The sequence below is a fragment of the Thermovibrio ammonificans HB-1 genome, from assembly GCF_000185805.1.
Taxonomy (GTDB): Bacteria; Aquificota; Aquificia; order Desulfurobacteriales; family Desulfurobacteriaceae; genus Thermovibrio; species Thermovibrio ammonificans.
The window spans coordinates 13,369-34,854 of the sequence record NC_014926.1; the positions used below are offsets into that span (position 1 = coordinate 13,369).

Annotated in this window: 31 protein-coding genes; 4 read left to right on the top strand and 27 right to left on the bottom strand. The window is 46.8% G+C overall.

The genetic code is table 11. The features are described from left to right. Positions 1 to 51: 51 nt before the first annotated feature. From THEAM_RS00060 to THEAM_RS00070, 3 genes are all read left to right on the top strand, one after another. A complete protein-coding gene (locus THEAM_RS00060) occupies positions 52 to 1,071 on the top strand; it encodes a hypothetical protein (RefSeq protein WP_013536772.1) in 1,020 nt (339 codons plus the stop codon). A gap of 211 nt (positions 1,072 to 1,282) precedes the next feature. Continuing rightward, positions 1,283 to 1,846: a DUF6978 family protein gene (locus tag THEAM_RS00065; RefSeq protein ID WP_013536773.1), complete on the top strand. Its 564-nt coding sequence runs from the start codon at positions 1,283 to 1,285 to the stop codon at positions 1,844 to 1,846. 6 nt (positions 1,847 to 1,852) lie between these two features. Beyond that, positions 1,853 to 2,629: a DUF1828 domain-containing protein gene (locus tag THEAM_RS00070; protein ID WP_013536774.1), complete on the top strand. Its 777-nt coding sequence runs from the start codon at positions 1,853 to 1,855 to the stop codon at positions 2,627 to 2,629. 340 nt (positions 2,630 to 2,969) lie between these two features. Here THEAM_RS00070 and THEAM_RS00075 read toward each other — a convergent pair whose 3' ends face one another. The 20 genes from THEAM_RS00075 to THEAM_RS00165 form a co-directional block, all read right to left on the bottom strand. After that, positions 2,970 to 5,390, bottom strand: a complete 2,421-nt coding sequence (locus tag THEAM_RS00075) for a phage tail protein (RefSeq protein WP_013536775.1) — start codon at positions 5,388 to 5,390, stop codon at positions 2,970 to 2,972. Further along, positions 5,377 to 5,736 (bottom strand): C40 family peptidase, encoded by a 360-nt coding sequence (locus THEAM_RS00080; RefSeq protein WP_013536776.1) that lies wholly within the window; start codon positions 5,734 to 5,736, stop codon positions 5,377 to 5,379. The genes THEAM_RS00075 and THEAM_RS00080 overlap by 14 nt, the downstream gene beginning before the upstream one ends. Beyond that, on the bottom strand, positions 5,733 to 6,332 hold the full coding sequence (locus THEAM_RS00085) for a phage minor tail protein L (RefSeq protein WP_013536777.1): 600 nt from the start codon (positions 6,330 to 6,332) through the stop codon (positions 5,733 to 5,735). Before THEAM_RS00085 ends, THEAM_RS00080 begins: the two co-directional genes overlap by 4 nt. Next, positions 6,329 to 6,667, bottom strand: coding sequence for a hypothetical protein (locus THEAM_RS00090; protein WP_013536778.1), 339 nt, complete (start codon positions 6,665 to 6,667; stop codon positions 6,329 to 6,331). Before THEAM_RS00090 ends, THEAM_RS00085 begins: the two co-directional genes overlap by 4 nt. 69 nt (positions 6,668 to 6,736) lie before the next feature. Beyond that, positions 6,737 to 7,021, bottom strand: coding sequence for a hypothetical protein (locus THEAM_RS09615; protein ID WP_157629594.1), 285 nt, complete (start codon positions 7,019 to 7,021; stop codon positions 6,737 to 6,739). Beyond that, entirely contained in the window at positions 6,954 to 8,546 is a 1,593-nt protein-coding gene (locus THEAM_RS09315) for a structural protein (protein WP_013536779.1), read from the bottom strand. The genes THEAM_RS09615 and THEAM_RS09315 overlap by 68 nt, the downstream gene beginning before the upstream one ends. After that, positions 8,543 to 9,865, bottom strand: a complete 1,323-nt coding sequence (locus THEAM_RS00100; RefSeq protein WP_013536780.1) for a phage portal protein — start codon at positions 9,863 to 9,865, stop codon at positions 8,543 to 8,545. The genes THEAM_RS09315 and THEAM_RS00100 overlap by 4 nt, the downstream gene beginning before the upstream one ends. A gap of 2 nt (positions 9,866 to 9,867) precedes the next feature. Then, the gene (locus THEAM_RS00105; RefSeq protein ID WP_013536781.1) at positions 9,868 to 10,269 is read right to left on the bottom strand and encodes a hypothetical protein; all 402 of its coding nucleotides are present in this window, start codon (positions 10,267 to 10,269) and stop codon (positions 9,868 to 9,870) included. After that, complete coding sequence (locus tag THEAM_RS00110; RefSeq protein WP_013536782.1) at positions 10,269 to 10,622, bottom strand: hypothetical protein; 354 nt, start codon at positions 10,620 to 10,622, stop codon at positions 10,269 to 10,271. Before THEAM_RS00110 ends, THEAM_RS00105 begins: the two co-directional genes overlap by 1 nt. Continuing rightward, positions 10,622 to 11,080 carry an HK97 gp10 family phage protein gene (locus tag THEAM_RS00115; RefSeq protein WP_013536783.1) on the bottom strand — a complete coding sequence of 153 codons (459 nt, stop codon included), beginning with the start codon at positions 11,078 to 11,080 and terminating at the stop codon, positions 10,622 to 10,624. Before THEAM_RS00115 ends, THEAM_RS00110 begins: the two co-directional genes overlap by 1 nt. Next, positions 11,067 to 11,273 carry a hypothetical protein gene (locus THEAM_RS00120; RefSeq protein WP_013536784.1) on the bottom strand — a complete coding sequence of 69 codons (207 nt, stop codon included), beginning with the start codon at positions 11,271 to 11,273 and terminating at the stop codon, positions 11,067 to 11,069. The genes THEAM_RS00115 and THEAM_RS00120 overlap by 14 nt, the downstream gene beginning before the upstream one ends. An 11-nt stretch (positions 11,274 to 11,284) precedes the next feature. Next, on the bottom strand, positions 11,285 to 12,406 hold the full coding sequence (locus tag THEAM_RS00125; RefSeq protein ID WP_013536785.1) for an SU10 major capsid protein: 1,122 nt from the start codon (positions 12,404 to 12,406) through the stop codon (positions 11,285 to 11,287). Further along, positions 12,406 to 13,011: an OmpH family outer membrane protein gene (locus THEAM_RS09320; protein WP_013536786.1), complete on the bottom strand. Its 606-nt coding sequence runs from the start codon at positions 13,009 to 13,011 to the stop codon at positions 12,406 to 12,408. The genes THEAM_RS00125 and THEAM_RS09320 overlap by 1 nt, the downstream gene beginning before the upstream one ends. Before the next feature lie 68 nt (positions 13,012 to 13,079). After that, positions 13,080 to 13,379 (bottom strand): helix-turn-helix domain-containing protein, encoded by a 300-nt coding sequence (locus THEAM_RS00135; RefSeq protein ID WP_013536787.1) that lies wholly within the window; start codon positions 13,377 to 13,379, stop codon positions 13,080 to 13,082. Positions 13,380 to 13,404: 25 nt separating this feature from the next. Next, a complete protein-coding gene (locus THEAM_RS00140; protein WP_013536788.1) occupies positions 13,405 to 14,049 on the bottom strand; it encodes a P-loop NTPase family protein in 645 nt (214 codons plus the stop codon). Between the two features lie 8 nt (positions 14,050 to 14,057). After that, positions 14,058 to 14,564 (bottom strand): hypothetical protein, encoded by a 507-nt coding sequence (locus THEAM_RS00145; protein ID WP_013536789.1) that lies wholly within the window; start codon positions 14,562 to 14,564, stop codon positions 14,058 to 14,060. Further along, on the bottom strand, positions 14,554 to 15,114 hold the full coding sequence (locus THEAM_RS00150; RefSeq protein ID WP_013536790.1) for a hypothetical protein: 561 nt from the start codon (positions 15,112 to 15,114) through the stop codon (positions 14,554 to 14,556). Before THEAM_RS00150 ends, THEAM_RS00145 begins: the two co-directional genes overlap by 11 nt. Beyond that, the gene (locus THEAM_RS00155) at positions 15,111 to 15,830 is read right to left on the bottom strand and encodes an AAA family ATPase (protein WP_013536791.1); all 720 of its coding nucleotides are present in this window, start codon (positions 15,828 to 15,830) and stop codon (positions 15,111 to 15,113) included. The genes THEAM_RS00150 and THEAM_RS00155 overlap by 4 nt, the downstream gene beginning before the upstream one ends. 13 nt (positions 15,831 to 15,843) lie before the next feature. Then, positions 15,844 to 17,250 (bottom strand): helix-turn-helix domain-containing protein, encoded by a 1,407-nt coding sequence (locus THEAM_RS00160; RefSeq protein ID WP_013536792.1) that lies wholly within the window; start codon positions 17,248 to 17,250, stop codon positions 15,844 to 15,846. A gap of 3 nt (positions 17,251 to 17,253) precedes the next feature. Next, the gene (locus THEAM_RS00165; protein WP_013536793.1) at positions 17,254 to 18,531 is read right to left on the bottom strand and encodes a ParB N-terminal domain-containing protein; all 1,278 of its coding nucleotides are present in this window, start codon (positions 18,529 to 18,531) and stop codon (positions 17,254 to 17,256) included. A 71-nt stretch (positions 18,532 to 18,602) separates the two neighbouring features. Here THEAM_RS00165 and THEAM_RS00170 point away from each other — a divergent pair, with 71 nt between their 5' ends. After that, complete coding sequence (locus THEAM_RS00170; protein ID WP_013536794.1) at positions 18,603 to 19,001, top strand: hypothetical protein; 399 nt, start codon at positions 18,603 to 18,605, stop codon at positions 18,999 to 19,001. Here the strand turns inward: THEAM_RS00170 and THEAM_RS09620 are convergent. The 7 genes from THEAM_RS09620 to THEAM_RS00195 form a co-directional block, all read right to left on the bottom strand. Further along, a complete protein-coding gene (locus tag THEAM_RS09620) occupies positions 18,943 to 19,269 on the bottom strand; it encodes a hypothetical protein (RefSeq protein WP_013536795.1) in 327 nt (108 codons plus the stop codon). The two genes, THEAM_RS00170 and THEAM_RS09620, sit on opposite strands and share 59 nt — an antisense overlap. 13 nt (positions 19,270 to 19,282) lie before the next feature. Next, the gene (locus THEAM_RS00175) at positions 19,283 to 19,660 is read right to left on the bottom strand and encodes a hypothetical protein (RefSeq protein WP_013536796.1); all 378 of its coding nucleotides are present in this window, start codon (positions 19,658 to 19,660) and stop codon (positions 19,283 to 19,285) included. Positions 19,661 to 19,669: 9 nt separating this feature from the next. Then, on the bottom strand, positions 19,670 to 20,431 hold the full coding sequence (locus THEAM_RS00180) for a hypothetical protein (RefSeq protein WP_013536797.1): 762 nt from the start codon (positions 20,429 to 20,431) through the stop codon (positions 19,670 to 19,672). Continuing rightward, the gene (locus tag THEAM_RS00185) at positions 20,431 to 20,724 is read right to left on the bottom strand and encodes an HU family DNA-binding protein (protein ID WP_013536798.1); all 294 of its coding nucleotides are present in this window, start codon (positions 20,722 to 20,724) and stop codon (positions 20,431 to 20,433) included. The genes THEAM_RS00180 and THEAM_RS00185 overlap by 1 nt, the downstream gene beginning before the upstream one ends. A 12-nt stretch (positions 20,725 to 20,736) precedes the next feature. Beyond that, positions 20,737 to 20,955, bottom strand: a complete 219-nt coding sequence (locus tag THEAM_RS00190) for a hypothetical protein (RefSeq protein WP_013536799.1) — start codon at positions 20,953 to 20,955, stop codon at positions 20,737 to 20,739. Between the two features lie 110 nt (positions 20,956 to 21,065). Next, on the bottom strand, positions 21,066 to 21,221 hold the full coding sequence (locus THEAM_RS09625; RefSeq protein WP_013536800.1) for a hypothetical protein: 156 nt from the start codon (positions 21,219 to 21,221) through the stop codon (positions 21,066 to 21,068). Beyond that, a complete protein-coding gene (locus THEAM_RS00195) occupies positions 21,221 to 21,481 on the bottom strand; it encodes a hypothetical protein (protein WP_013536801.1) in 261 nt (86 codons plus the stop codon). Before THEAM_RS00195 ends, THEAM_RS09625 begins: the two co-directional genes overlap by 1 nt. Positions 21,482 to 21,486 lie beyond the last annotated feature (5 nt).

Here is a 21,486-nt window from a genome sequence, read left to right on the forward strand (position 1 = left end):
TTAGCCCTAACTTAAATTGATGATTCAATATTAACAAGGGGGTGTGAAACAATGAAGAAAGTAGTGGCATTAGGGGGAATTGTTTTATTGGCATCTTGTGGCGGAGGCAGCGGTACCTCTTCGGTATCTGAAGAGACGTACAAACTTGCTACTGTTTCCCAGGCACAAGAGGTCGAAACTTCTCCCGTTGTTGCTACAGATGCTGTTACAAGTATTACGGGAATTTCTTCGAGCAGCTCCAGTACAAAAGGAGGAGGGGTATCTTCTAAAGGTATAGCTCCTACTATTCTTGAAAAAATCGGAAGAGTTGATACCACTCGAGACCTAATATCTATTCCCTGTGATAACGGGAATTCGCTTGAAGCTTACGTTGTTTACGACACTGTTGACGGGGTTTCTCAACCCCAAAGCTGTAGTGATATCAAAGACATCACCATTAATATTTACAACATTAAAGGCGAAGACTGCCAGCTTGGGGATTATGTAATAGACGGAAATCAACGCTTTACTATGAGAGTGACTCTTTCGAACTTCTCGGATGATACATGCCTTGAAAAGAACGCATCTATGATGGTAGAGGGTTTAGTAAAACATCTGGATGCTAACGGAACTGTTGACGAGGCATACCTCTACAATAACCTTAGCTTGGCCTTTTTCAATATTAACTGGGTAAACGATGAGATATCCAATGCGGATTACAAACTTACAGGTGGCCTCTCCTACTTCTTAGGTGATTATCCTGTAAACACCGACGCTGAGTTGGAATATCAGTTCGCAATAGCAGGTAGAGGGAACGAGACTACAGACACCTTCTCCGGTTACATAAAGCTCGGTTGCTTAGATGGCTGGTTGAAAGTTCAAACTACGAAGCCTCTTGAATACTCTGGAGATGAGATTCTCGATGGAGAAGTTACTCTTTGGGCTCAGAACGGAGATATCGTAATTTCCTATAGTCCGAACGGTGTAGATGTAACTCAAACTCTAAATGGGCAGACGGAGACTTACCACTATAACTCTGCAGAGGAGATAAAAGAGAATCTTAAAGGAATTGTTTGCACGGCAGAGGAGTAACTCAGTCATATCGGAGTCCCCGGTGAATTTCGGCCGGGGACTTTTTGTTTCAGCTATTCTCTAAAAGTTCTTGTAGCTCGGTAGCTTAGTCTCTGTATCCAGATTTAAAGCAGTTTAATAATATTCCCGTTAGCGGAAAGTAAAGTAATTAATGAAACCGAAAAGAAAACAGGCAAAATGGCAAAAAACTTAGAAGGAGAGGGAAAGAGCTGTGCTTTCCAATGAAGAAGCTTATAACCTGATAAAAGAAGAAAAGCTATTTTTAAATCCGCCAATTATTGACCTCACCCATACTAAATACAATTTTGAAATGAAGAGCATAACACAGAAGAACTTTAAGTTTTTTGTTGATATAGAGGTTAAAGCGGAAGTCATAAAAATTGAACTATCTGTTGGAAGATACAAAACTTGGAAAACAAGCCACAATCACCGTTCTAAAAGCGTAGGAAATATAGGATTATTAAGAGTTGATTTTGGTGGAAAGCATAAAAATCCTTCCCGAGCTAATGAACATGTTCCCAGTTGGATAGCTAGGTTTGCAGGTAAGTATTTTGAAAGGTATGAACCTCACGTTCACATTTATGTAGAAACATACAGCATGCAACGGCTTAAATGGGCGGTTCCTTTGGAAGTTTTTGATTTTGATGGGAAAGCTTTTTCTGTAAAAGCTATCAACTCCATTGATGACCTTGAGCGTGTTACACGTGAGTTTGAAGCTATAATAAACGCCCGAAATAGGATTAGATTTATGAAAAGTCTTTTTTGGTATGGTTAGTTAATTATGGTTGAAAATGTTAGGAATCTTATTAAGAGCTATTATGAATGGCTCACCAAAAAAGTTGACGTAATAGACCTCGAAGGGTCCGATTGGATTCTTGTAGGGACACCTTTTGAGAATTTCTTGGGGGATTTAATAGACCTTTACATACGGATAGAAGGCAATGAAATTATCATCTCGGATAGGGGAGAAACCCTTTCCAACCTTGAATTTGCTGGTGTAGAAATTAGCCGTTCAAAGAAAAGAAAGGAGATTTTCGAAAGCATTCTTCTGTCGCACGGCGTTATGAGCGATGGAGAATCTATTTTTGTAAGAGCAACAGAAAGAGATTTTGTAAAAAGAAAACATCAGCTTATTCAAGCTATTCTCCAGATTAATGATATGTTTTTCCTGAGCAGGGAACATATAACTTCTATTTTCAAAGAAGATGTTAGAAAGTTTCTCGAGGAGGACCTTAAGATTCCAGTGGCTCAAGATATTATTCTAAGAGGAAAAAGTGGGCTGGAATTCAATGTAGACTTTTTTATTACAACGAGAGAAGCAGAGAAAATGATTAAAGCCAGCAATAGTGTTAATAAGAGTATAGTTGCAACATTTCTGTTTGCGTGGGAAGATGTTAAAGAAATAAGGGCAAAAAAGAAACCTCTTGAGGCTATAATGATTATCAATGACACGAACAGAGATGTTTCGGAAGATTACCTTAATGCTCTCAAGCAAAAAGGAGCGAACTATATTCTTTGGTCCAAAAGATATGAAGAAGTAAAAAAGCTCATTGCATAATTTTAAATATCACACTTTCTTTATTCTCTGTTCTAATAAACTTCCCTACATCCAACGGAAATTAAATCAGTTTTATTGAATGTTTGTGGAACACCGTTCCAAGTTTTTTCAACGAGCTGTTAAGACGTTGGGAGAGAAGGGGAAAAATCTACAACGTTATTGTAGGCGTTCCAGAATTAATAATTTTGAAAAAAAAGTGAAACGCTTTTATGGTTAATTGCGGGACTTTGCGGGTCTTTTGGGGACATTGCGGGACAGAAATATTTAGATGTTTATGAAAGTCGGTGTTCCACGAAAATTCAAAATGGTGTTCCACCTTTTTTCAAAATCATGTTTATGGTTAATCAAAGAGCTCCGGTATGTGCTCAACGGCTACGATGTGGCGAATGTTTTCAGCGGTTCTCGTGATTTCGGTGCAGCGGTAGAGCTTAGGAGTTTCCGAAATTTTTCCGCAGATGTAAGGACAGTTCTCTAATTCGGGAGTAGAGGTCTTAAGGTAGATTTTGGTTTCTTCTACGTTCTCAATTTCAAAGGTTAGTATCTGGTCATCTTTTGTTCTCACTTTTATGTAGTTGCTTTCGGGAGCAACTGTTCTATCCAAGATGAGAATATTTCCTTCTTGCCTTACTATCCTTCCGCTTGTAAGCCACTTCGGAACATCGTGGCTGAATAGGAATATGTCGCCTGGTTCTATGGCGAGAGCGTCAAGATAGACATCAAACTCTATTGAGCGTTTTACTTTCTGCATCCAGTTGAGCAGAAATTTGTCTGTTATTCCAAAAAAGTCTATGGTCTTCTTTCTCTCATATTTGTCGCCGGTGCTGACAAGTATGGTTTTCATTTTGTAGCCGTCGGTTTCGTCAAGGAAGCGGGCCTCTATGGTGTTGTATCTGTCGCTTAGGGATATGAAATGAACCTTCAGGCTACCCTGGACGATGTTCCCCATAGTGAACATTTGGACCGGGGGCTCGTCCTTGAGGAACTTGACCTTGTATTTACTACCGTTACGCAGGATAAAGGCCCTAAACTTTGCAAGTAGGTTGTTGATTAAATCCCAACCTCTTTGAAATCCGTCAAGGACAAGGTTGCACCTATACCCCTGCTCCTGACAGAACTGAGCAAAGGCTATGAAGCTCTCGTCGTCTATGTTCTCATCAGTAATAAAATCGCCAAGTCCGTATCGTGGGTTTGTGAGAATGTCTCTGATTATCCAGGCAGGATTATCGCTCCATGCAATTTCCCACTGGCCGGTTTCAAAGTTATAGAGCTTAACTTTTTTGCCTTTCATAACTGCTCTAATATTGGGTAGGTTGCCAGAAATAACCGATGAGGCTGCTATGCTGTAAACGAGAATTGATGAGCCTGAGTAAGAGACCTTGAAGGGGTTTTCAGTTATGTCACTAAGACCTGAGTCACTTGGAGGAGAAACTCCGGCTCCTTTTCCCAATTCTTCTGTTATGCACTGTATAGAGAGAGTATTACTATCTTTGATGGTAGGGTTATCTGCCGAAACCTTTTCAATAATAAGGGTGTAAGGTATTTCTTCTAAGGTTAGGTTATCTTGTGGGTCGTAGAAGTTATAGCCGAAAGGATAGGGAGCTTGGTTTTCTTTTTGAAATCCTTTGTTAATGTAGATGTCGTAAACGTAAATAAATGGCTCCTTAACTCCGCCGTAGATTGGGATTTCCGGACTTTCACCAAGTTTTTCATAACCTTTGTACAGAGTGAATTTTAGTTTGCATTCCTCTAAAGTGAGCCCGCCGGAGTCTGTTATTTTGAACAGGCCGTTCGGAAAGTGAAGGTTAATACTGATTTTCTCTATCATCTTGGAGGGGAGTTTGGTGATGTATACAAATTTTTCGTCACTGGAGACTGTTTTGTTTATTGGCACTGTAATGTAGGTAGGAGCCTGAAAATACCCGTATCCGATTTCTCCCCACCACCAGTTTTTTCCCGAAGGGGTCTGCGCAAGGTTGCCTGAGAATAGAGTTATCGGCTCAGGGGAGCTTTTTCCCTTTGTGTATACGCAATGGAAATATTTACCCTCTATGCTTTTATAGAAGACGTCGTTCAGCCAGAGCTCCTCAAGCTCCTCTATTTCTCCTTCCGAAAGAAGAACAAAATCCCAGAGCCATTGGGCAAAACGACCTACTGGAGTGCCGTTGTTTTCTGTTCTACCTATCTTGAGTTCCCCGTCTTCTACTTTCCCTGTAACGCAATCGGTTCCAAATAACCGGTACTGAAGTCTGACACCTCCGACAGCGTGCCTGCCGTAGACAACCGGAACCGGGACTCCCTGAGTCATCGCTGTCTGAACTCCGTTCCAGGAATAGGTGGGTGAGGAACCAAACATATCGCCTATGTCACCAAAACTTGGCACCTTTGGCTTTGGGGCAGTCAAGTAGCTGAAAATTCCGGCCCCGACCATGAAGCCGAGGGAAAAAACAGTTGAGGCTGATAGAGTAAAAGCTCCGAGGGTTATGGAGCCTATGGCGGCCGCGGCAAGTCCGCCGGTCAGAACACCGACTGCTATTGCTCCAATTGCACCGAGTACTCCTCCACCGCCGCCGGTGGGGAGGGGAACTATCTCAATTTTCCAGCCGGGCCTTACCTTCAGTTTGTCTGGGGGAACTTTTGAGAGTTTCCCGTCTATCCAGATTTGAATGTTTTGACTCTCAGGCCTTAACCCGTGCTCTCTCAGAACGTCTGCAAGGGTTTTTCCTTTTTCGTTGGGAGAAATTACTCTGTCAAGGAGTTTCATCTTTCAGTCTCCAGACGCTTTTTGTTAGTTTCTGCCAGTTTTTGTTGTATCTATCAAGGCGGACTCCGTATTTTTCAAGGGCGTGAAGAATTCTGCTGTTACCCACATAGAGGGCAATGTGGGCTTCTTCAAGGTTTATGAATAGAACGTCTCCCGTTTGTGGTTCCTTTACCTTTTTCCAGCTTTCCCACCAGCGGTAGGTTCTGATGTCGGGGAGCTCTATGCCGCGAACTTCACGGTAAAAGAGGCGGACGAGCCCGTAGCAGTCAACGCCGTTCCAGGAGCTCCCCCACCTTTTGTAGGGAACTCTGAGGGCTTTGAGTATGAACTCATTGACCTTCATCATAGGTAAACCCTGTTGGTCTGGATTGTCGGGAAACCGCCAAATCTCCTTTCGTTTCCTTTTTGAATGCAGTCCCAGAAGGTTTTTCCACAGGTTGCATCTGTTCCGGTGTAGCCGCACTCAGGGGACTTAAACTCCCACTGGCATTGCTCTATTACTTTCCTTTGAGGAATAAGGACGTCTAAAAGGTTGTAGTGGCCGAGGTTAAAGGAGATAGTTTTCTCGTCGTAGGAGCAGGAGGTTATTTGAAAGGTATCTGAAATTGCAACTTCGTAGGAGCTCCCGCTAAGGAATACCCAGAGGAGCTCTACTTCCTGACCTACGAGGCCTTCATAGTCCTCAATGTAGGGGATAAGCTCCTGCGCAACGTTTGAAATCTGGATGGGGAGCTCCGTCAGTTCACCCTTGTTATTCTCCTTTAGCTCCCCTATGTGGATGGGGAAAGGCTCGTACGTAATTCCTGCTATGGTTATCGGCTTATCGTATTGGCAAATGTGAACGGTGTGACCGTCTGGGAGTTTTAGGTTCACACAGAGAATAAAGGGGTTCCCGTAGAGCTTATTCTTTTCCAGGATGGCAGCAGGGGATAGGCTTCTCATAGCTCTACTCCCCAGGCTTCAACAAGCTCGGCTGATAGGGTGTAGAGATTGGGAGCTGTCTGTTTTACCTGAATGGGTTTAGCGAAGCGGACTGTGTAAGTTTTTCCTTCGTAAGGAAAGAGGAAAGGTATTGAGCACCGGTGCCGGACATAGAAGCTCTCAAGGGTATTCTTTTCACTCTCCTGAAGGGCCGAGAAGTCAACTCTAAACTGGTATTTAGGTCTGCTCCAGCGCTGGCGAACCTGCTCAACGCCATTTTCAAAGGTCACAGAAACGATAGGGTCAATGTATTCTTTGGTTATCTCTACTTCTGGTGGAATTGGGAGGGTTTCCATTAGAGCTCCCGGCTAAGGTTTTGGTTTAAAGTGGGCTTAGCCGGGAGAAAGGGCTGTTTACTGTGGCGGTTAGGCAGGAATTTTCTGGAAGAGAGAAAGGTCAACTCCAGCAGATTTAAAAGAGTTTAAAACATAAGTTTTGAATTCCGGGTAACGGGAAGTAATGGCTTCATAAATTTTAGGAAGGTATTTTCTGTCTAATTCTTCTACTATTTTTCCAGGAAGTCCATAGCGGAACATGATTAGGTCATCAAAATCCGTTATGAGTTGAGCAGGATTTTCAAAGTCAGCTTCTTCCAAAAAGATTTTTACTTCGTTCTCGTATTTCAGAAGACGTTTTTCTAAGCTCCTCATCTATCGGCACCTCCAGGAGGAGAGCTCCTTTACTTGTAAGGTTGGACTTCCACTCTCCCCAGTTTCTAAATATATCAAGTTCAAATAGAGAAGCAACTTTGCCACTTTCGTCAAGTATCACAGCAAGACGGTTTTTAGAACTGAAGATGATAAGTCGTGCTATGGAGCTATTGGGAAGCTCTTGCAAGGCCAGTTTTTCCATATGTCCCAAGGTGTCCAGGAATTGTGCGGCATAGTTTACTTGATAAGGAAAGAGCTTTTTAGATTTTCTCATTGCTTCCTTCCAAGAATTGATGCCCAATTCCTTTAAAACTTTTGAAGGTATAGCATGTTTACGTAAGTGTGACCAGTAAACCTTATTACTGGAAAATATTGAGCGGAATGTCTCTACGAGTTCCTTATCGTCTTTAACATTAGAGAACAACGTTTGAAAATCTCTGAAAATAATCTTTGCCTGTATCTGTGTTCTCTTAACTTTGTCCATTCCCTTAACCTCATCGGCTCTCACAGGGAGAAGATAGCACAGGCATTGAGGGTGAGAGGCGAGGGTTTTTATTCGCGGGACTTTGTCTTTTGGGAAAATGCCGGGGCCGAGGCCGTAGTGGTCTTTATGGGCAAGGTCGTCGCAGATGTCCCTGATTTTATGGCTCCTTGAGAGGGTCCAGCGGTAGCCTACTACGGCCGGGTTTTTCTCTGTGGACTTTATTACGGAGAGGTGGTAGGCGTTGCTCATTTCGGTTCTGGCTATGACTTTAAGGCGGTAGAGCTGTTTGTCGTAGAGCCACCATTTGACCGCTTCGTTTATAGCTTCTTCGCTCCTTTCAACGATTGCCTTTTCAAGGTCTTTTAAAAGTTTTTTGTAGGCTGGTTTTAGGCCGTATTGAATGTTGTCTGTTAGCTTCTCTATGTATTTTTCAGCCTGCTTGACTACTTTTCGCCACTCTGTCAGGTCGCCGCCGTTGGCCGCAGACAGGAGAGCTGTCTGCTTTAGCTTTTTAACTATTTTCGGCAGTTGCTCCTCTGCAAGGGTAATAGTGAACTTGCCTTTCTCTATCTGCTCTATCGTGTACTGGAGCTCGTAGGCAATCTTTTGAGCAGATGCCCTTATCCTTGCCTGATTGAGGAGGGTTCTCTTTAGCCCTTCCCGGAGCTCCCTTTTCCAGTTCCACACCCTTTCAGATAGGTTGAGGCCGTCCGGGTAGCGAAAGTTGAGGAGCTCCTCGGCCACTTTTGCGGCAAGGCTGGTTTTGTCTGGGCTTTCTGTGATGGTGGATAGGCTCAGGGCCGGGAGGACGCCGATTTCAGCCGCCGCTTTCAGGTTTTCAAAAAGTTTGTCAGCTAAGAAGTTAGCGTAATCTTCAAGGTATTTGTCTATCAGCTCGTCAAGGTTGGAAAGGTCTGGAGCAAGTTCCTTTTGAAATTTTTTAACTATCTCCTCGGCAAGCCTGTCAGCCTCTTTTTCAGTAATCAGGAGTTTTCTGAGGAGCTCCCTTCGTGTGGCTTTTATGAGCTCTTCGTAATTCATAGCTCTTCATTTAACCTATTGGTGAAATCTTGAGCTTCTTTTTCTATCTCCTCGTCCATCTTGGATAAAAGCTTGTCATCTACAAATTCTCCTAACATGTCTCTTGTCAGTTTCTTCCTTAGTTCAACTACCCCTGTCGGCGGCAGTATTTGGGCGGTAATGGCGTTCATTGCGGTTTCAAGCTCCTCTGCAAGGTTCCTGATTGAGAAGTCCCGGGGGTACTGAATGTAGCCCTTGAATTCCGTATCCTGCCAGCGGCAAACAAGCTCTGCAATTTTGTACTCGGCCTGCTCGCATTGAAGGGCAAAAGAGGTAAGGGTTCTGTTAAACTCAAGCCAATCGTACTCTTTTGCTATTCCGCTCTTTTGAACTCCACCGGTGAATTCAAGGTTTGCAAGCCTGTAAATCTGCTGCACGAGGCTCTCTATGTACTGCATGTAGGCCTGAACGGGGTCTGGGGGAGGGGCGATAAAATCGGGCTTTCCGCCCCCTTCGGGGGAGTAAGGAATGGCGTTCTCTGTAGAAATCGTCAGGTCTTTGAGTTTTTCAGCATCTGCTTTGTCCTTAACGGGAATTGTAAAGATAGAGAATGTCTGGTTTCTAAAGAGCTCCCGGAGCTCCGACAGGGCGTTGTAGAGGTCAAAGTTCAAGTTTGCTATGTCAAGTATCCACGGGGTCGCCGTCAGGTCATTTGGTAGCAGCGGGTCTGTAGAGTGGAGAGGAACTACGGGGACGACGCCGAGTTTGTGCTCTCCCTGACTTTCAATCTCTTTTAGCTCCGGGTCTGTATAGATTGCCCACCTTTGGGTGTCAAAGTAGCGGTAAATGATTGTGTTGTCAGGCTGGGTTTCTCTAAAGGTTATAGAGGAGAGCCTGCCGTACTCGTCAAGGGTATAGCTATACAGCTGTGAGCGGGTTCTGAGGGCAAGGTAGGGCCGAAGGTTTAACTGCTTTTCTTCAAGCTTTGTCGTTGCCTTCCCCGGGGGTTTGTCAACGATGATGTAGACCACGCCAGTAATCATTGAGAGCTTAAAGGCCCTTCTCATAAAGTCGTCTATGTAGGTTCCCTGCCTGTCAACGTCCTGAATGAATTCCTGATATTCCTGAGTTTCTATTGAGCGGATAGGGGACTTTTTAAAGAGGTGTGAGAGGTAGGAGTCAACGACTTTTTTAACGTAATTAGGATAGACGGCAAGTTTCTTGCGGCGCTCTAACTTCTCATCACTTTCCCTCGGGTGGGCTATTAGGTAGGTTCCGTCCAAAAAGCCGCCTTTTCCGGTGTAAGCGTCTATTAGGAACTTCTCTCCCGTTAAGGCCATCTTTATCTCCTATACAGAACTTCTATTTCAAGTGCCGCTTCATAGAAAGGGTGTGAAACTTCCGGGTTCAGAATGCTTCCAGTTGTGTTTACGTCAATTACAAGGCCATTAAGGTTCGTCTGGTCAACTGCTTTCTCAATTGCTTCAAGGGTTTCAACGAGCGTGTCTATTCCTTCTTCCGAGGTATTTGCTCGGAGGCTGACGATAAGGAGGATTTTCCAGGTAATCTGTTTTTTGGTGTTAAGTCTTTTTTGAGTGTCTGATGCTGGAACTATTGAAATTGCGTGACTTCGCTCTTTAGCTGATAAAACCTGAGCGGGGTTCCTGTAGCCTCTGCCTACGTAAAGGGAGGGGAATTTGCTTTCAAGAAAGCTCTGGAGCTCCGCCAAAATTTCTTTTCTCATTATCCCCTCGTTAGCTTTATCGGCGTTTCGGTTTCGTCTTCTGTCTGAACTCTAAGGCCGTACTCAATGAGCCTTTTCTCAAGTTTTTCGTAGAGCTCTTTATAGGCCTTTGCTTTTTGCAGGTACACGTCGTTTTCTCCAGAGGAGAGCTCCAGCGCCGTCAGGTAGCTTGCAAAGTAAACGGCAAGCTGTTTGAGGATTGGGTAGCCAGAAGGATTAACGACCGTAGGGTCAACGCCTATCTGGCTTAAAAGGGAGTCAACGTAAGCGTCTGCTTTTGAGAGGGTTTCGTCTGTAATATTTCCAGTAATTAAGCTATCCTGAAAGTCTGAGAGCTCGCAGTACTTGGCCATTACTCTCTCCTTAGAGCTTTTAAGAATGCCTGAACAAACTCTTTCTTAGCCTCCTCAAGGCCCTCTTTAATTGCCGTTCTGAAAAAGGGATAGGGTTTACTACCCGGGTGGCGAACGAGTTTTGCAAAGACATATCCCTCATCGGTTGCCCAGCGAAGGGACTGCCGCTTTCTGGGCCTTATCAGGTGTGGTCTCGTTCCAAACTCTACAAAGGGAGCGTAAGAAGCCTCAGCTACTATTTCGGCTTTGCCTTTACTTAGTTGCGTGAAGTCCGGACGGATTGACTGCTGGAGGTGTCCGGTTCTGGGGGTAAAGGCCTTTCCTTCGTCTATGACTCTGTGAATAGAGCGAAAGAGGCTGAGCGCAAAAGCGCCCAGCCCCTCTGAAAGTGCTCTCTTTCCAGCCGCCGCGTTAAGGAGCCAGTCAAGGTTCTGGGCTTCTACCTTAACCCTTACCACCCTTCTCCTCTGTCTGTGGCTCCTCCGGTTTTTCCTCCTCAAGGACTTTAACGCCCTTGAGTTTGCCGCTGTCAATCAGACCTTTCAGCCACTTGGCCTCTTTTCCCTTGAGCTCCAGTATGCCGCTGTATGGAAATTCAACCTTGTTCTTTCCGTCGTTTACTACCAGTCCCGGCATCCCCTTAAACTTCATGGTCTCCTCCTTTAGTAAGCGAGCCCTTCAAGTAGTCCGTGGGCCTGCTTGGCGTTCCTGACCTCAAGTGTGTACTCGCCGAGAATTCTGCGGGCTATGAAGTCGGCACCGTTTGGTGTTGCGTCAAAGTCTCTGATGGTAGAGCCTCTGAGTGGGACGAGGCGCAGGCGGCTCGTGTCAAGGATTGCGATTTTGTCTTTGGGGAAGTTTGTGTCAACTACGATGGTGGTTATCACTCCTGCCGGGAGGTCTGCAACGAACCTGGCGACGAAGTTTCCGGCAGTCTGGTCTTCCCTCTGGACGATGATGTTGTTGGCGTTGAAAGCAGAAATTTTCCTTGCCTGAGTGGTGTTACACACGAGGACGTTGGGAGAGCCGCCGTCCTGAACGATTTTCTCAATCGTGTCGTTTAGGAGGGTCTGAGTTAGGTCGTTGCCTGCGGCGTTTACGACGTTTCCGCCGGGTTGTTTGAGGAAGTAGAGGATACCGCCCATCATTCCGGGCTCTACTCCCTCAACTCTCTTTATCCTGCGGCCGTAGATAACGGCGTTGTTCATCCTGCGGGAGATAACTTGAAGCCCCTGATTTACCCTGTGGTTGATGAGGTTATCTATTCCGTACTGGGCGGTGTTCTGGGCCGTTCTCGTTACTTTGACCGTGATGTCAAAAATCTGGGTCTGGTTCCACTCGGTTCCGGGGAGAGCTCCGGGGTTGTCGTCCCCGGGAAGGGTCCCCTCGTCCCTCGGACGGGCAATGATTTTTACTTCCGTGTTGGCGTTGTGAGCTTCTGCCGTGGTTCCGCCGTAGCCCCTTGCGACTGTGAGGGTATTTCCTGAAACGGCCGTAACTTTGACAAGCTCATCTGAGCCTTCAAACGTAAGGACCATTCCGGGCTGGAACTTGGTTCCGTCTGCAACGCTCATTGAGGTTGAGGAAGCGTCAAGGTCGGCCGTAAGGGTGTCAACTTCCGGGGAAACTATGTCTTCAAGCCATTCGTGGGTGGGAGATTTGGCGTACTGGGGCGGAGCGGCGTGGGGAATTAAAGAGATAAGAGTAGGTTGCCTCTGGACAATCATTGAAAGTTCGTCGGTTAAGTCTCTAACGACGTTTTTAAGGTCGTATGAGCCAAGCATTATTCACCTCCTTCGCTCTGTTCAAGTTTGGCAAGCTCTCCTTTTAAAGCCAAGGCTTTTTCAATGTCGCCGGCCTTTTTGGCCTCCTCGTAAGCTTTAAGGAGCTCCTCTTTCTTTGAGGCAGGCGGAGAAGACTGATTTGTTGCTCCTGAGCCTTCTTTCTCGCTTGCCTTAAAGAGGAAAGGCTTGCTTTCTTTCAGGCTCTCTATGAACTCTGCCGGGTCCTTACCCTCAATTACGACTTTGCCGTCTTCGGTTAGCTCGGCCTTTCCGGAGACGATTGCAAGGAATACTTCAGGGTCAAGAACTCCTTTCTCGGCGGCAAGTTTCGTCAGGGTGTTTGTGACGACGAGGTTCTTCAGCTCGGCCTCTTTCTGCTGAAGCGCCTGCTCTCTCTCCTGAAGCTGTGCTTGGAGTTCCTTTAGTCTCTTTTCGTAGGCCTCAAGCTTCTTCTGAAACTCTCTCTCCTTGGCCTCAAGGATTTTCGTAAAGTCCCCCTCTTTCTTCCTCTGGGCCTCAACAAAAGCTTTTAGCTCATCTATGGAGCTGAAACCCAGAGTGGTGGGGTCAAATGAAGGTGCCGGAGTAGGCTTATCTTCTGGCATGGTTAACCTCCCGGTAGGTTTGTTTTAGCTTACAGCCGGGAGGGTTTGAGAGCTGTTCACTGTGGCGATTAAGACTGACTGGCAAGTCTGAAGAGCTTGCTCTTTAGCTTTTGAAGAATAGCCTTCTCCTCAAGGTGGGAGAAATCTTTAAGGTTAAATATCTCAACGAAGTTGTCACTCTCTATGAGATACTCAATTACCGAGCTCTCGTAAATCCTCCAGCTCCCCTTACTGTTTTTCTTTTTTATTTTGAACCCCCTCAGGTGGCCGGTGGCAAGGAGGAACCGGACCTGTGAGGGAGAGCACCTGAGTATCTTAGCTACCTCTTTGACTGTGTATTTCCTCTCTTGTAGCACGTTGAACCCCATATCCCCATTATGCTCCGTGCAATTTTCATGTTCTGTTAACTGTGGCGAGCCTCAAATCTTCTCCTTTAACTGTTTTCACGTCGCAGATTTCAAGGAGCCTTGAAACAACTGGCTCTTCTTTGAGGAAGTGGGCAATGGCCTTGAATGAGGCGTTGGAGGTTATGAATAGAAGCTTTTCCTCGTTGTAGGCGTGGTAGATGACCTCTATTACCAGTTTCCTCTCCCACTCTCCAAGGTTGGGGTTCAAGTCGTCAAGGAGGAAGGAGTCGTAATCCCAGAGGGCTTTCTTTGTTTCAAAGACGTCTTTAATGTTCTGGAGGGGAAGGTAGAGCGGACGGTTTACTTTGAGGTTCTTGAGGAGATAGGCGATTTTGTAGACGCAGGCGTAAGTTTTCCCCACCCCTGCCGAGCCTATCAGGAATAGGCCTTTTGGGGCTGAAAGAGCTACCTGCAGGGCTTCTGTTTTCTTCTTTTCGCTACCGAGAACCCTGTCTATATATCTTTTAGGGAAGTTTCCCTCAAGGAGAATTTCCTTGATTTGCTCCTTGCGACGGGGTTTGAGGAACTTGAGTGCTCTCCCCTCTGTAAGTACAAAGTACAGGTTATCCTGCTCTATGATTGAACATTCAGGGTATTGCTTTTTAAGAGCTTCAAGCGTAGCAACCTGCACGGCTCACCTCAAAATCCGGGTTCGTCAATCTTTTGGAGGTAGTGGTCCAAACCCCTTTCGTTCTCTTCTGTAGTCCACTTTTTCCCGGATGTGTCGCCCTTCCATCTGGGGAGGACGTAGCGGAATTGAACAATCCCTCTGTCGCCGAGTAATTTCTTCTTCCATCCTATTAGCTTTGGGTTGGCGTCCTTGAAAGCCTCGTACTCATAGCGAAGGGTATCGGTGTCAAGGTTGTTGTTGCGGTAAATCTTGATGAGGTCCTTAAAGTGTCTCGCTATGACCTTCCACGGGTCGCTAAATCTGAGGAGCTCCGGTGGTTCGTTGTTCCAGAGTTCTCTGTACCAGGCTATTAGCTCCCTAACCTCGGGCTCCCTGCTTTTGCTTTTCTTCCTCTCAAGGTCTTCTCTAAGGCTTCTCTCTGTATCCTGTATAACCTTAAAAGCCGCCATCACATTACCGGCCGCAATGTGCTCCATCGCAAGCCGAAGCCTCTTTATTACAGTGTCAGTGCGCATTGCTAACCTCCTTGAGGGTTTTGGCTTTCCATCTAACGGCGTAAACAGTTCTTCCAAGGAGCAGGGCGATTTCCCTTAGTGTTTTGCCCTCCTTTCGGAGCTCCACGAGTTTCCTGACTTCCTCTTTTGTCCAGGGTTTCCCCTTATTGACTGCGGCCTGGTCGGCCGACTGGAGGTATTTCCTTACCCTCCTTCTCGTGTCGGCCCTTCTCCTTTTTGCCTTCGCCTTTTCGTAGCACTTGCGGGAGCAGTATTTGTCTTGACTACCTCGCCTGCTGTAGAATGTCTTTCCGCAAACTGGGCACCTCTTTTCCCTGCCGTAGAGCTCCCTCCAGCGGTCTGCATAGTCAGGAAGAGCGAATATAGGGGGCTCCTTGTTTACCCTGACTAAGGTCTTGTACTTAAGCCAGCTGTAAACAGTTGATTCCACTTTGGTTTTTACGGTGCTTCTTCCAAGGAAGCCCCATTCTTCCATTAGGTGGTCAACCAGTTCGTTTATCTGGAATACCTTTAGCTTGTCCATCGCAATAGCAATGTCAGAGGCCCTCATCTTATCCCTCCGACGGCGGCTTTAAGGAACTTTTCAAGGCTTTGAGGCGTTATCTCTTTAAGGCCTTTCTTTCTTGCAAGGTGAAGGGCAACGTCAAGCTCGCCTGTAGTTATTCCTTCGCTTTTTAAAAGAGCGGTAATCTGGTCTGCGGCTTCAGGCTCAAATGAGTGTTTTGAAAGGAGTGAGACAACAGTCTCTTTGGCTATTGGGCTTAGGGCCTTTCTGATTATTATCCTCTTGACGAGGGAATGGTATTCGTTTGTAAGGAACCGGGAGAGTTTCCTGTCGCCCAGGAAGAGTAGAAGAAGGCCGGCAGGGTAGTAGACTTCTATCTCCTCTACAATGTCTTTGAGGATTGAGAGGAACCTGGGCTTTTCAAAGAGCCTCTGGGCTTCGTCAATTATCAGGACGTAGGTTTCGTTCCTGTGGGTTATCCACTCCTTTATTAGGTCAAGGTTTTCAACGAAGCTCCTCTTTGGGCCCACTTTCAGGGAGAGGACTATCTGGGAAACAAACTGGGTTTCGGTTATCCTCCTTTCCGGGAACTTCATGTACTTCACTTTCGGGTTCTTTGAGGCCACACGGAGGGCGCTCTTTGTCTTTCCTGCCATCCACTCGCCCCAGAGTGCCCCGTGCAGGGCCTCTTGCCTTTCGTGATAGAACTGCAGTAAATTTTGAACTGCCTTTTCAATCGCAGTTTGAACGTGTATCTTCATAACTCACCTCCGTTTACAGGTCTTCTAAGGTGAGCCAGCCGTCGTTCTGGCTCACCTGCTCTTCTTTGGTGGGCTGAACCGGGATTTCCTCAAGGGAGATTGAGTCAAGGTCTTCAAGCTCAATAGGCGACTGCTCTCTCTTAATTTCTGAAAGCTCCTGCTGGAGCTTCTTTTCTCTCCTTTTGAGCTTTGCCTTTTGGCGTTTTTCCTCTTTAACCTCTACGGTTGAAACCTCAATGGGCTTCCCTTCAAGGCGGGCTATTCCCACCAGCTCTCCGGTTGAAGCGTCGTAGACGCTAACCTCTTGCGCCTGAGATAGAGAAATCTCAACGAGAACTTTCTTCCTCTTTACCCCCAGGGGAGAAACCATTCTGTAAATCCTTCCCTCTATCTGAATAAGGTTGTCCCTAACGGTTCTCTCCTCTAAGAGGGTAAAGGCGTTTCTGACAAGTAGCTCCGGCAGTTTCTTTGAGTATCCGGTAAAGACCTCGTGGGGAATTACAGGTTCACAGAGGTGCTGGAAGTTGTGAAGGGAGCGGTTGTAAGCCTCTACTGCCCCCTCAAGGAGCTCTATAAAGTCTGCCTCTTTATTGAGGGCGGCGTGTAGGCGGAGCTCCTCCTTTAGCGAGCGAAAAGCCCTCTCTATGACCTTGTGGTTTGGGTTATAGGGGCGGGTATTCTTTAGCTCTATTCCGAGCTTCTCAAATCCCCTCTTAATGAGGTCGCTTTTAAGTATTTTTTCGTTATCACAGCGAACGGCCTTTGGAACCCCGAACCGGGCAAACAGCTCAGAGAGGTATAGAGCAACGTCGTAAGAGGAAAAGGCCCTGTTGTACCAGGTTGCTCCCTTTTCCCTGTTCTCAACGACGAGGGGCATGAAGAGAAAGCCGGTATAGGCGTCGTAGGCAAACAGCATTGAGTACTGAACGCCCCTATAGGTGTAGCCTGTTGCGTCAATTTCAAGGAGCTCCGGCTCCCTGATAACCGCTCCTCTGCTGACCCTGAACCTGTGGGCCTCTTTGGGGCGGCGGAGCTTCTCAAGCTCTGCCTGGCCCCCAAATTCGGCCTTTATAAAGGCTTTGAGAACCTGTAAAAACCTGTGGTAGCCAAAGGAGAGGCCTGCCGCCTGAAGGTGAAGCTCCATCTCCTTCCAGATTTTGGAGTAGGGAAGAGGGCGCTTGGTTCCTTTCTCTTCGCTGGTAAAGAGCAGGAGCTCCACGAGCCTGTCGCGAAGCTCTCTGTTTTCCTGAATGGCCCTAAGGTATTCTGTTAGTTTCCCTCCCCTTTTCTTACCTCTCTTCTCTGACTGCTTGGAGAGTCTGTAAACTGTTGATAGGGGAAGGTTTAGAATTTTCGCTATCTGCCTGTAGGAGTAGCCCTCTTCCCTCAGGAGCTTCACTTTTCTGGCCTCTCCTTTCAACTTTTACCTCCTGTACTCAACCTCATAGACTGCACGGCCGCGGCGGTAAAAAGGGTCCTTGGTGTAGGAGCCGTCTTTCCATTGCTGGAGGAGGGTTTCAAGGAGCTCTATTACGGCCTCTCTGCCGGCAATAGACTCCCAGCGGGCAAGCTGAACGTTAATAGTGTCAAGAACTTCTTTGTAGATGTCTTCCTTACTCTTGAGCTTGGGTTGTTTTTGTCCATTCTGCTCTTTCCTGATGGCGGCAGAGGCTTCTTGGGCCTTTAAACGCCCTATTGTGGTTTTTCCGTAAAAGAGCTCCGCTAACTCCATAATTACTTCGTCTTTTCTCTCCCAGTCTTCTGGAAGACCTGCTTTCTCGTAAGCCTCTGCGGGAACCAGCCCTTCTTCTCTAACGAGCCTTTTGGCTTCTTCAACTTTTTCCTTGAGAGATAGCTCCCCGTCGGCCTCCTCTGCTACTGCGTCAACTGCTAAAAGTTCTTCTTCCTCCTCCTGAATTAGCCTTTCGGGGTCGTCAAGAGTGGAGCGGACGGTGGGGGTGTCGGTTGGGGAATTTCTTACCTGGGTAACGGATTCCCCAATGGTGGATTCAAGTGTTGAATTCTTACCCGGGTAATTTTTCAACAGCCAGGTTCTAACAGTAGCATCTGGAATCCTTTCTCCAAACTCTTCCGAAAGCCTTTCGGCTATCTGGCGAGAGCTCAATCCCTGCTCTTTAAGCTCCCTCGCCCTCTTTTTCATCTCCTCTTTGCGGTCCCTTATGAGGCCGGCCTGGCTCAGAACCTTTCGCACGTAAGAAACTGTCGTTTCAAAGTCTTCGGCGAGCTTTTGCATAACGGTGTTAATCCCCTCGCTGAAGGCGTAGATAATTCCCCTCTTTTTCTCTGAGCCCGTTAGGTCTTTACCGGCCCTGCCCCTGCCTAAAACGTTGCAGATGGTCGCAACGTAGCGAATTTCGTGGCCCGGTATTCTCCAGATTTCAGCCGGAACTTTCACGCCGGCCTTAAGGTGGGCAAAATAGCGGTGGTTTCCGTCAACCAAAAGGAGCTTGCCTTCCTTTTTGGTGACTATCAGCGGCGGGAACTGGTCGCCCTTGAGGAGGTCTTCCTTATACATCTCAACCCTGTCGGTATCGGTAGAGGAGCGGGGGTAGATTCCCTGGTCAACCACAATTTCTGCTGGGTCAACGAGGGCTACATCTTCAAACTCACAGCCAAGCTCCTTTAACCTTCTAAAAAGCTTTGGGTTGTAGTTCTTCAGCAATAACTTTTCGTTAACCATTGTTAAGCCTCCTGGTGATAAGATTTAAAAAGGCTGGAGCGGGGGAAATAAACCAATGATGGGGGACTGCCATGAATTTTCCACTTGTCCAGCTTTTACCTGCTAAGGAGCAAGAGCTAAAAGCTTTTAGACTTGCCGTAGAGAAGTTTTGTGAAACGTTCACCAAGCACTTAATGGAAACCCAGAGGTATACAGGTGAACTGGAGGTAGTTTCTCTTTTAAGCAATTTGAAGGAAAAGGCTTCTTTTACGGCAGAAGTGGAAAAACTTGAGGGCAAAACGCCTGCTCTCAAACTTAAAATCTCGTTTCCCGAGGAGAAGCTGGAGTATGAGACAGAGCCAATAGTGGTTCCGAGTTCCTTTGAGGGGCCCCAGCTTTTGTGGGAGGAGCTTCTTAGGTCAATTAGAGGCTTCATTGATTTCCTCCTTGAGAACCTATGGGAGTTTTATCCGGAGAAGTGCCGAGAATAGCTTCAAGAGCAAAGCCATCCTGAACTAAAGCTCTCAATAGGTCAGAGGCTGTTAGTAGAAGATGATTGGATACAGAATCAAGGTCCCCTCGCTCCAGCCTTTTGCATTCTTTGTATACATAAAAGATGCTCTGGAGAAACTCCATAAACCGTTCAGGAGTTATTTCTGGGTTTTCTCTGCAAAAGGCTTCTACCTGAGTGAAGATTTTCTTAGCTAACTCAAGAGACTTTTCCTGAATTTCAAGAACTCTCTCGTTTTTACTAATCATCTTAATCCCTCCCTTACTTGTTAATCAGGTAGCTCAAGAAAAGGCTTACCGCCTGATTGATTGCGTTTACTGAACCCTCTTTTAAGAGCTCCTTAAAGTAGTCTCCAAAGCTCTTTCTCTCTCCAAGAGCTTCGGGAATGGCGTTCAGGACGGCAAAACCTTTAAGGGTTAAGACTGCCCTTCTGAAAACACCGCTGAGGGTAGGGCTTCCGCAACGGATAAAGCCCTCGTCCCTCAGCCAGATAATCAGCTCGTAGTAAATCTCCCTTTCTTCAGCTCCAGCGTCCGGGTCAAGAGTCTTGGGGTTAAGGTCTATCGGTTTAGGGAAGGCTTCGTACAGGGTCGTCAGTATCCTTAAAATTGCCTCGTTAACAAACGCCTTGTCTGCCATTTAGGCCTCCTAAACCCCTGCCTCTTTAGCCGCTTTCAGAGTGTCAATCAGGTCGCTTGCCTCTTTAGCTGTTAGCTCCTTTGAGGAGCTCTTTCCGTAGTTCTCTTCCATCAGCTTGTGAAGGAGCTCCCTCACCTCCTCTTTGCTTTTGTCAGGCCAGACCTCTTGAGCCAGCTTCCAGACAAGGGAGAGCTGTTTTTGAGTTATTCCTCTTTCGCTCCAGCCGTTTACGGCTGCCTCCTTCTGGGGAGCTCCCTTAACGTCTTCTTCGCTCAGCTCCTCGTAACTACACAGGCCAATTGGAAACGCCTCCCTCAGGGCCCTGTTTATGGCCCTTGTCTCAGCCATCCTTATTAAGTGGGGGCTTACCATTCTGTTGGTGTTTTCTACGCTTGCGTCCCCAAAGGCTTCAAACCTCTTGTCGCCTTCAGTAATCACCGTGGCCTTAACGATGCAGAAGCCCTTGCCTTTCTCCACAAGCTCAACGCTTATTCCGGTTAGCTTCCCAGTTCTGTGGGCGTAGTAAAGGAGTCCTTCTCTGGTCACGTACGGGCGGTCGCCGAGAATTACGATGTGGCCCAAATCAGGCCTCAGGCCGTATTCAGCGTAAAGAGCCTGAATTACCTGTGAAAGTTCTTCCTGAGCTTCCTGTGGAATTCCCTTGTATCCTTTCAGCCACCCCTTAATCTGATTGGGGTCAAGCCACCTCTTAGCAAGCTCCTGAGCTACCTTTATCCTCACCTGCTCAACGGTTGCAGTTTTACCCTCCATCACTTAACCTCCACGAACCTGATGTCTTTACTGGGTTTGAATGCAAAGACCTTTCTTGGCGGAACATTGACAACTTCTCCAGTTTTCGGGTTCCTGGCCCTCCTCGGGGAAGCTTCTTTTAGGTAAAACTTGCCGAACCCCCTTATCTTTACTTCTTCGCCCCCGAAGACTTTGAACACAATCAAATCAAGGAGTTCTTCAACAGTTGTTTCAATGAGCTCCTTCCTAACCTGCTTACCCAGTTTCCTTGAAACCCTTTGTCTTAGTTCGTTTACGAGCTCGTATTTTGTCATGAGCCACCTCCGTTAATTAAGGTCTAAAGCCTTTACGCTGATGAGATTTTTCTGCCCCTTGTTCAAAAGGGCAAACGCTTCAAGCCACCCCTGAGCTACGGCTTCAGACTCAAAGGAAACCGTAAGCGGGGTGTTGTCGCCCCGGTAGTGGAAGACGACAAGACGACCGCTCCTTTCAATGTGTTTTACGTTGTCAAGATTGATGAGCACTCCGTTAAGCTCCAGCCACATAACAACCTCCTTGGTTTGTTTTTGAAAAAGGGGCAGGCCCGAAGGCCCGCCATCGCCGCGATGGGAAGGAGGGAGAAACGGGGGAAACTCAGCGGCTATGCCAAGCACGGCTAATCCTCCACCACAGTAGTCTTAATGCCAGTTAACTTTTCAAGAGCTTCAGCAAGGGCTTTTTCAAGAGTATTCCCCTCTACTTCAATCGTTAGGCCGCTTTTTTCGTCAATTACCACAGTGAACAGTTTCAATTCCTTACCGGGAACATTCATTAGTGAACCTCCTCGGGAACCTCTTTGTAGTTCGGAGGAACTTCACTCTTGAAAAAGACGAGGTTATGCCACAGGACCCGTAGGCCAAAGGAGCTAATTTCTATTCCTAAGAGCTCCAGAAGTTTTAGGGAGAGAGACAGAAGGATTGCTCCCGACAGCAAAAGGGTAAAGCCGGGGAACAGGACTACCGCTATAAGAATGGAAATCATCAGGCTCTTCACCCGTTTAAAGGTTCCTTTTGCTGAATTCCTCTTTTCCATCTCTC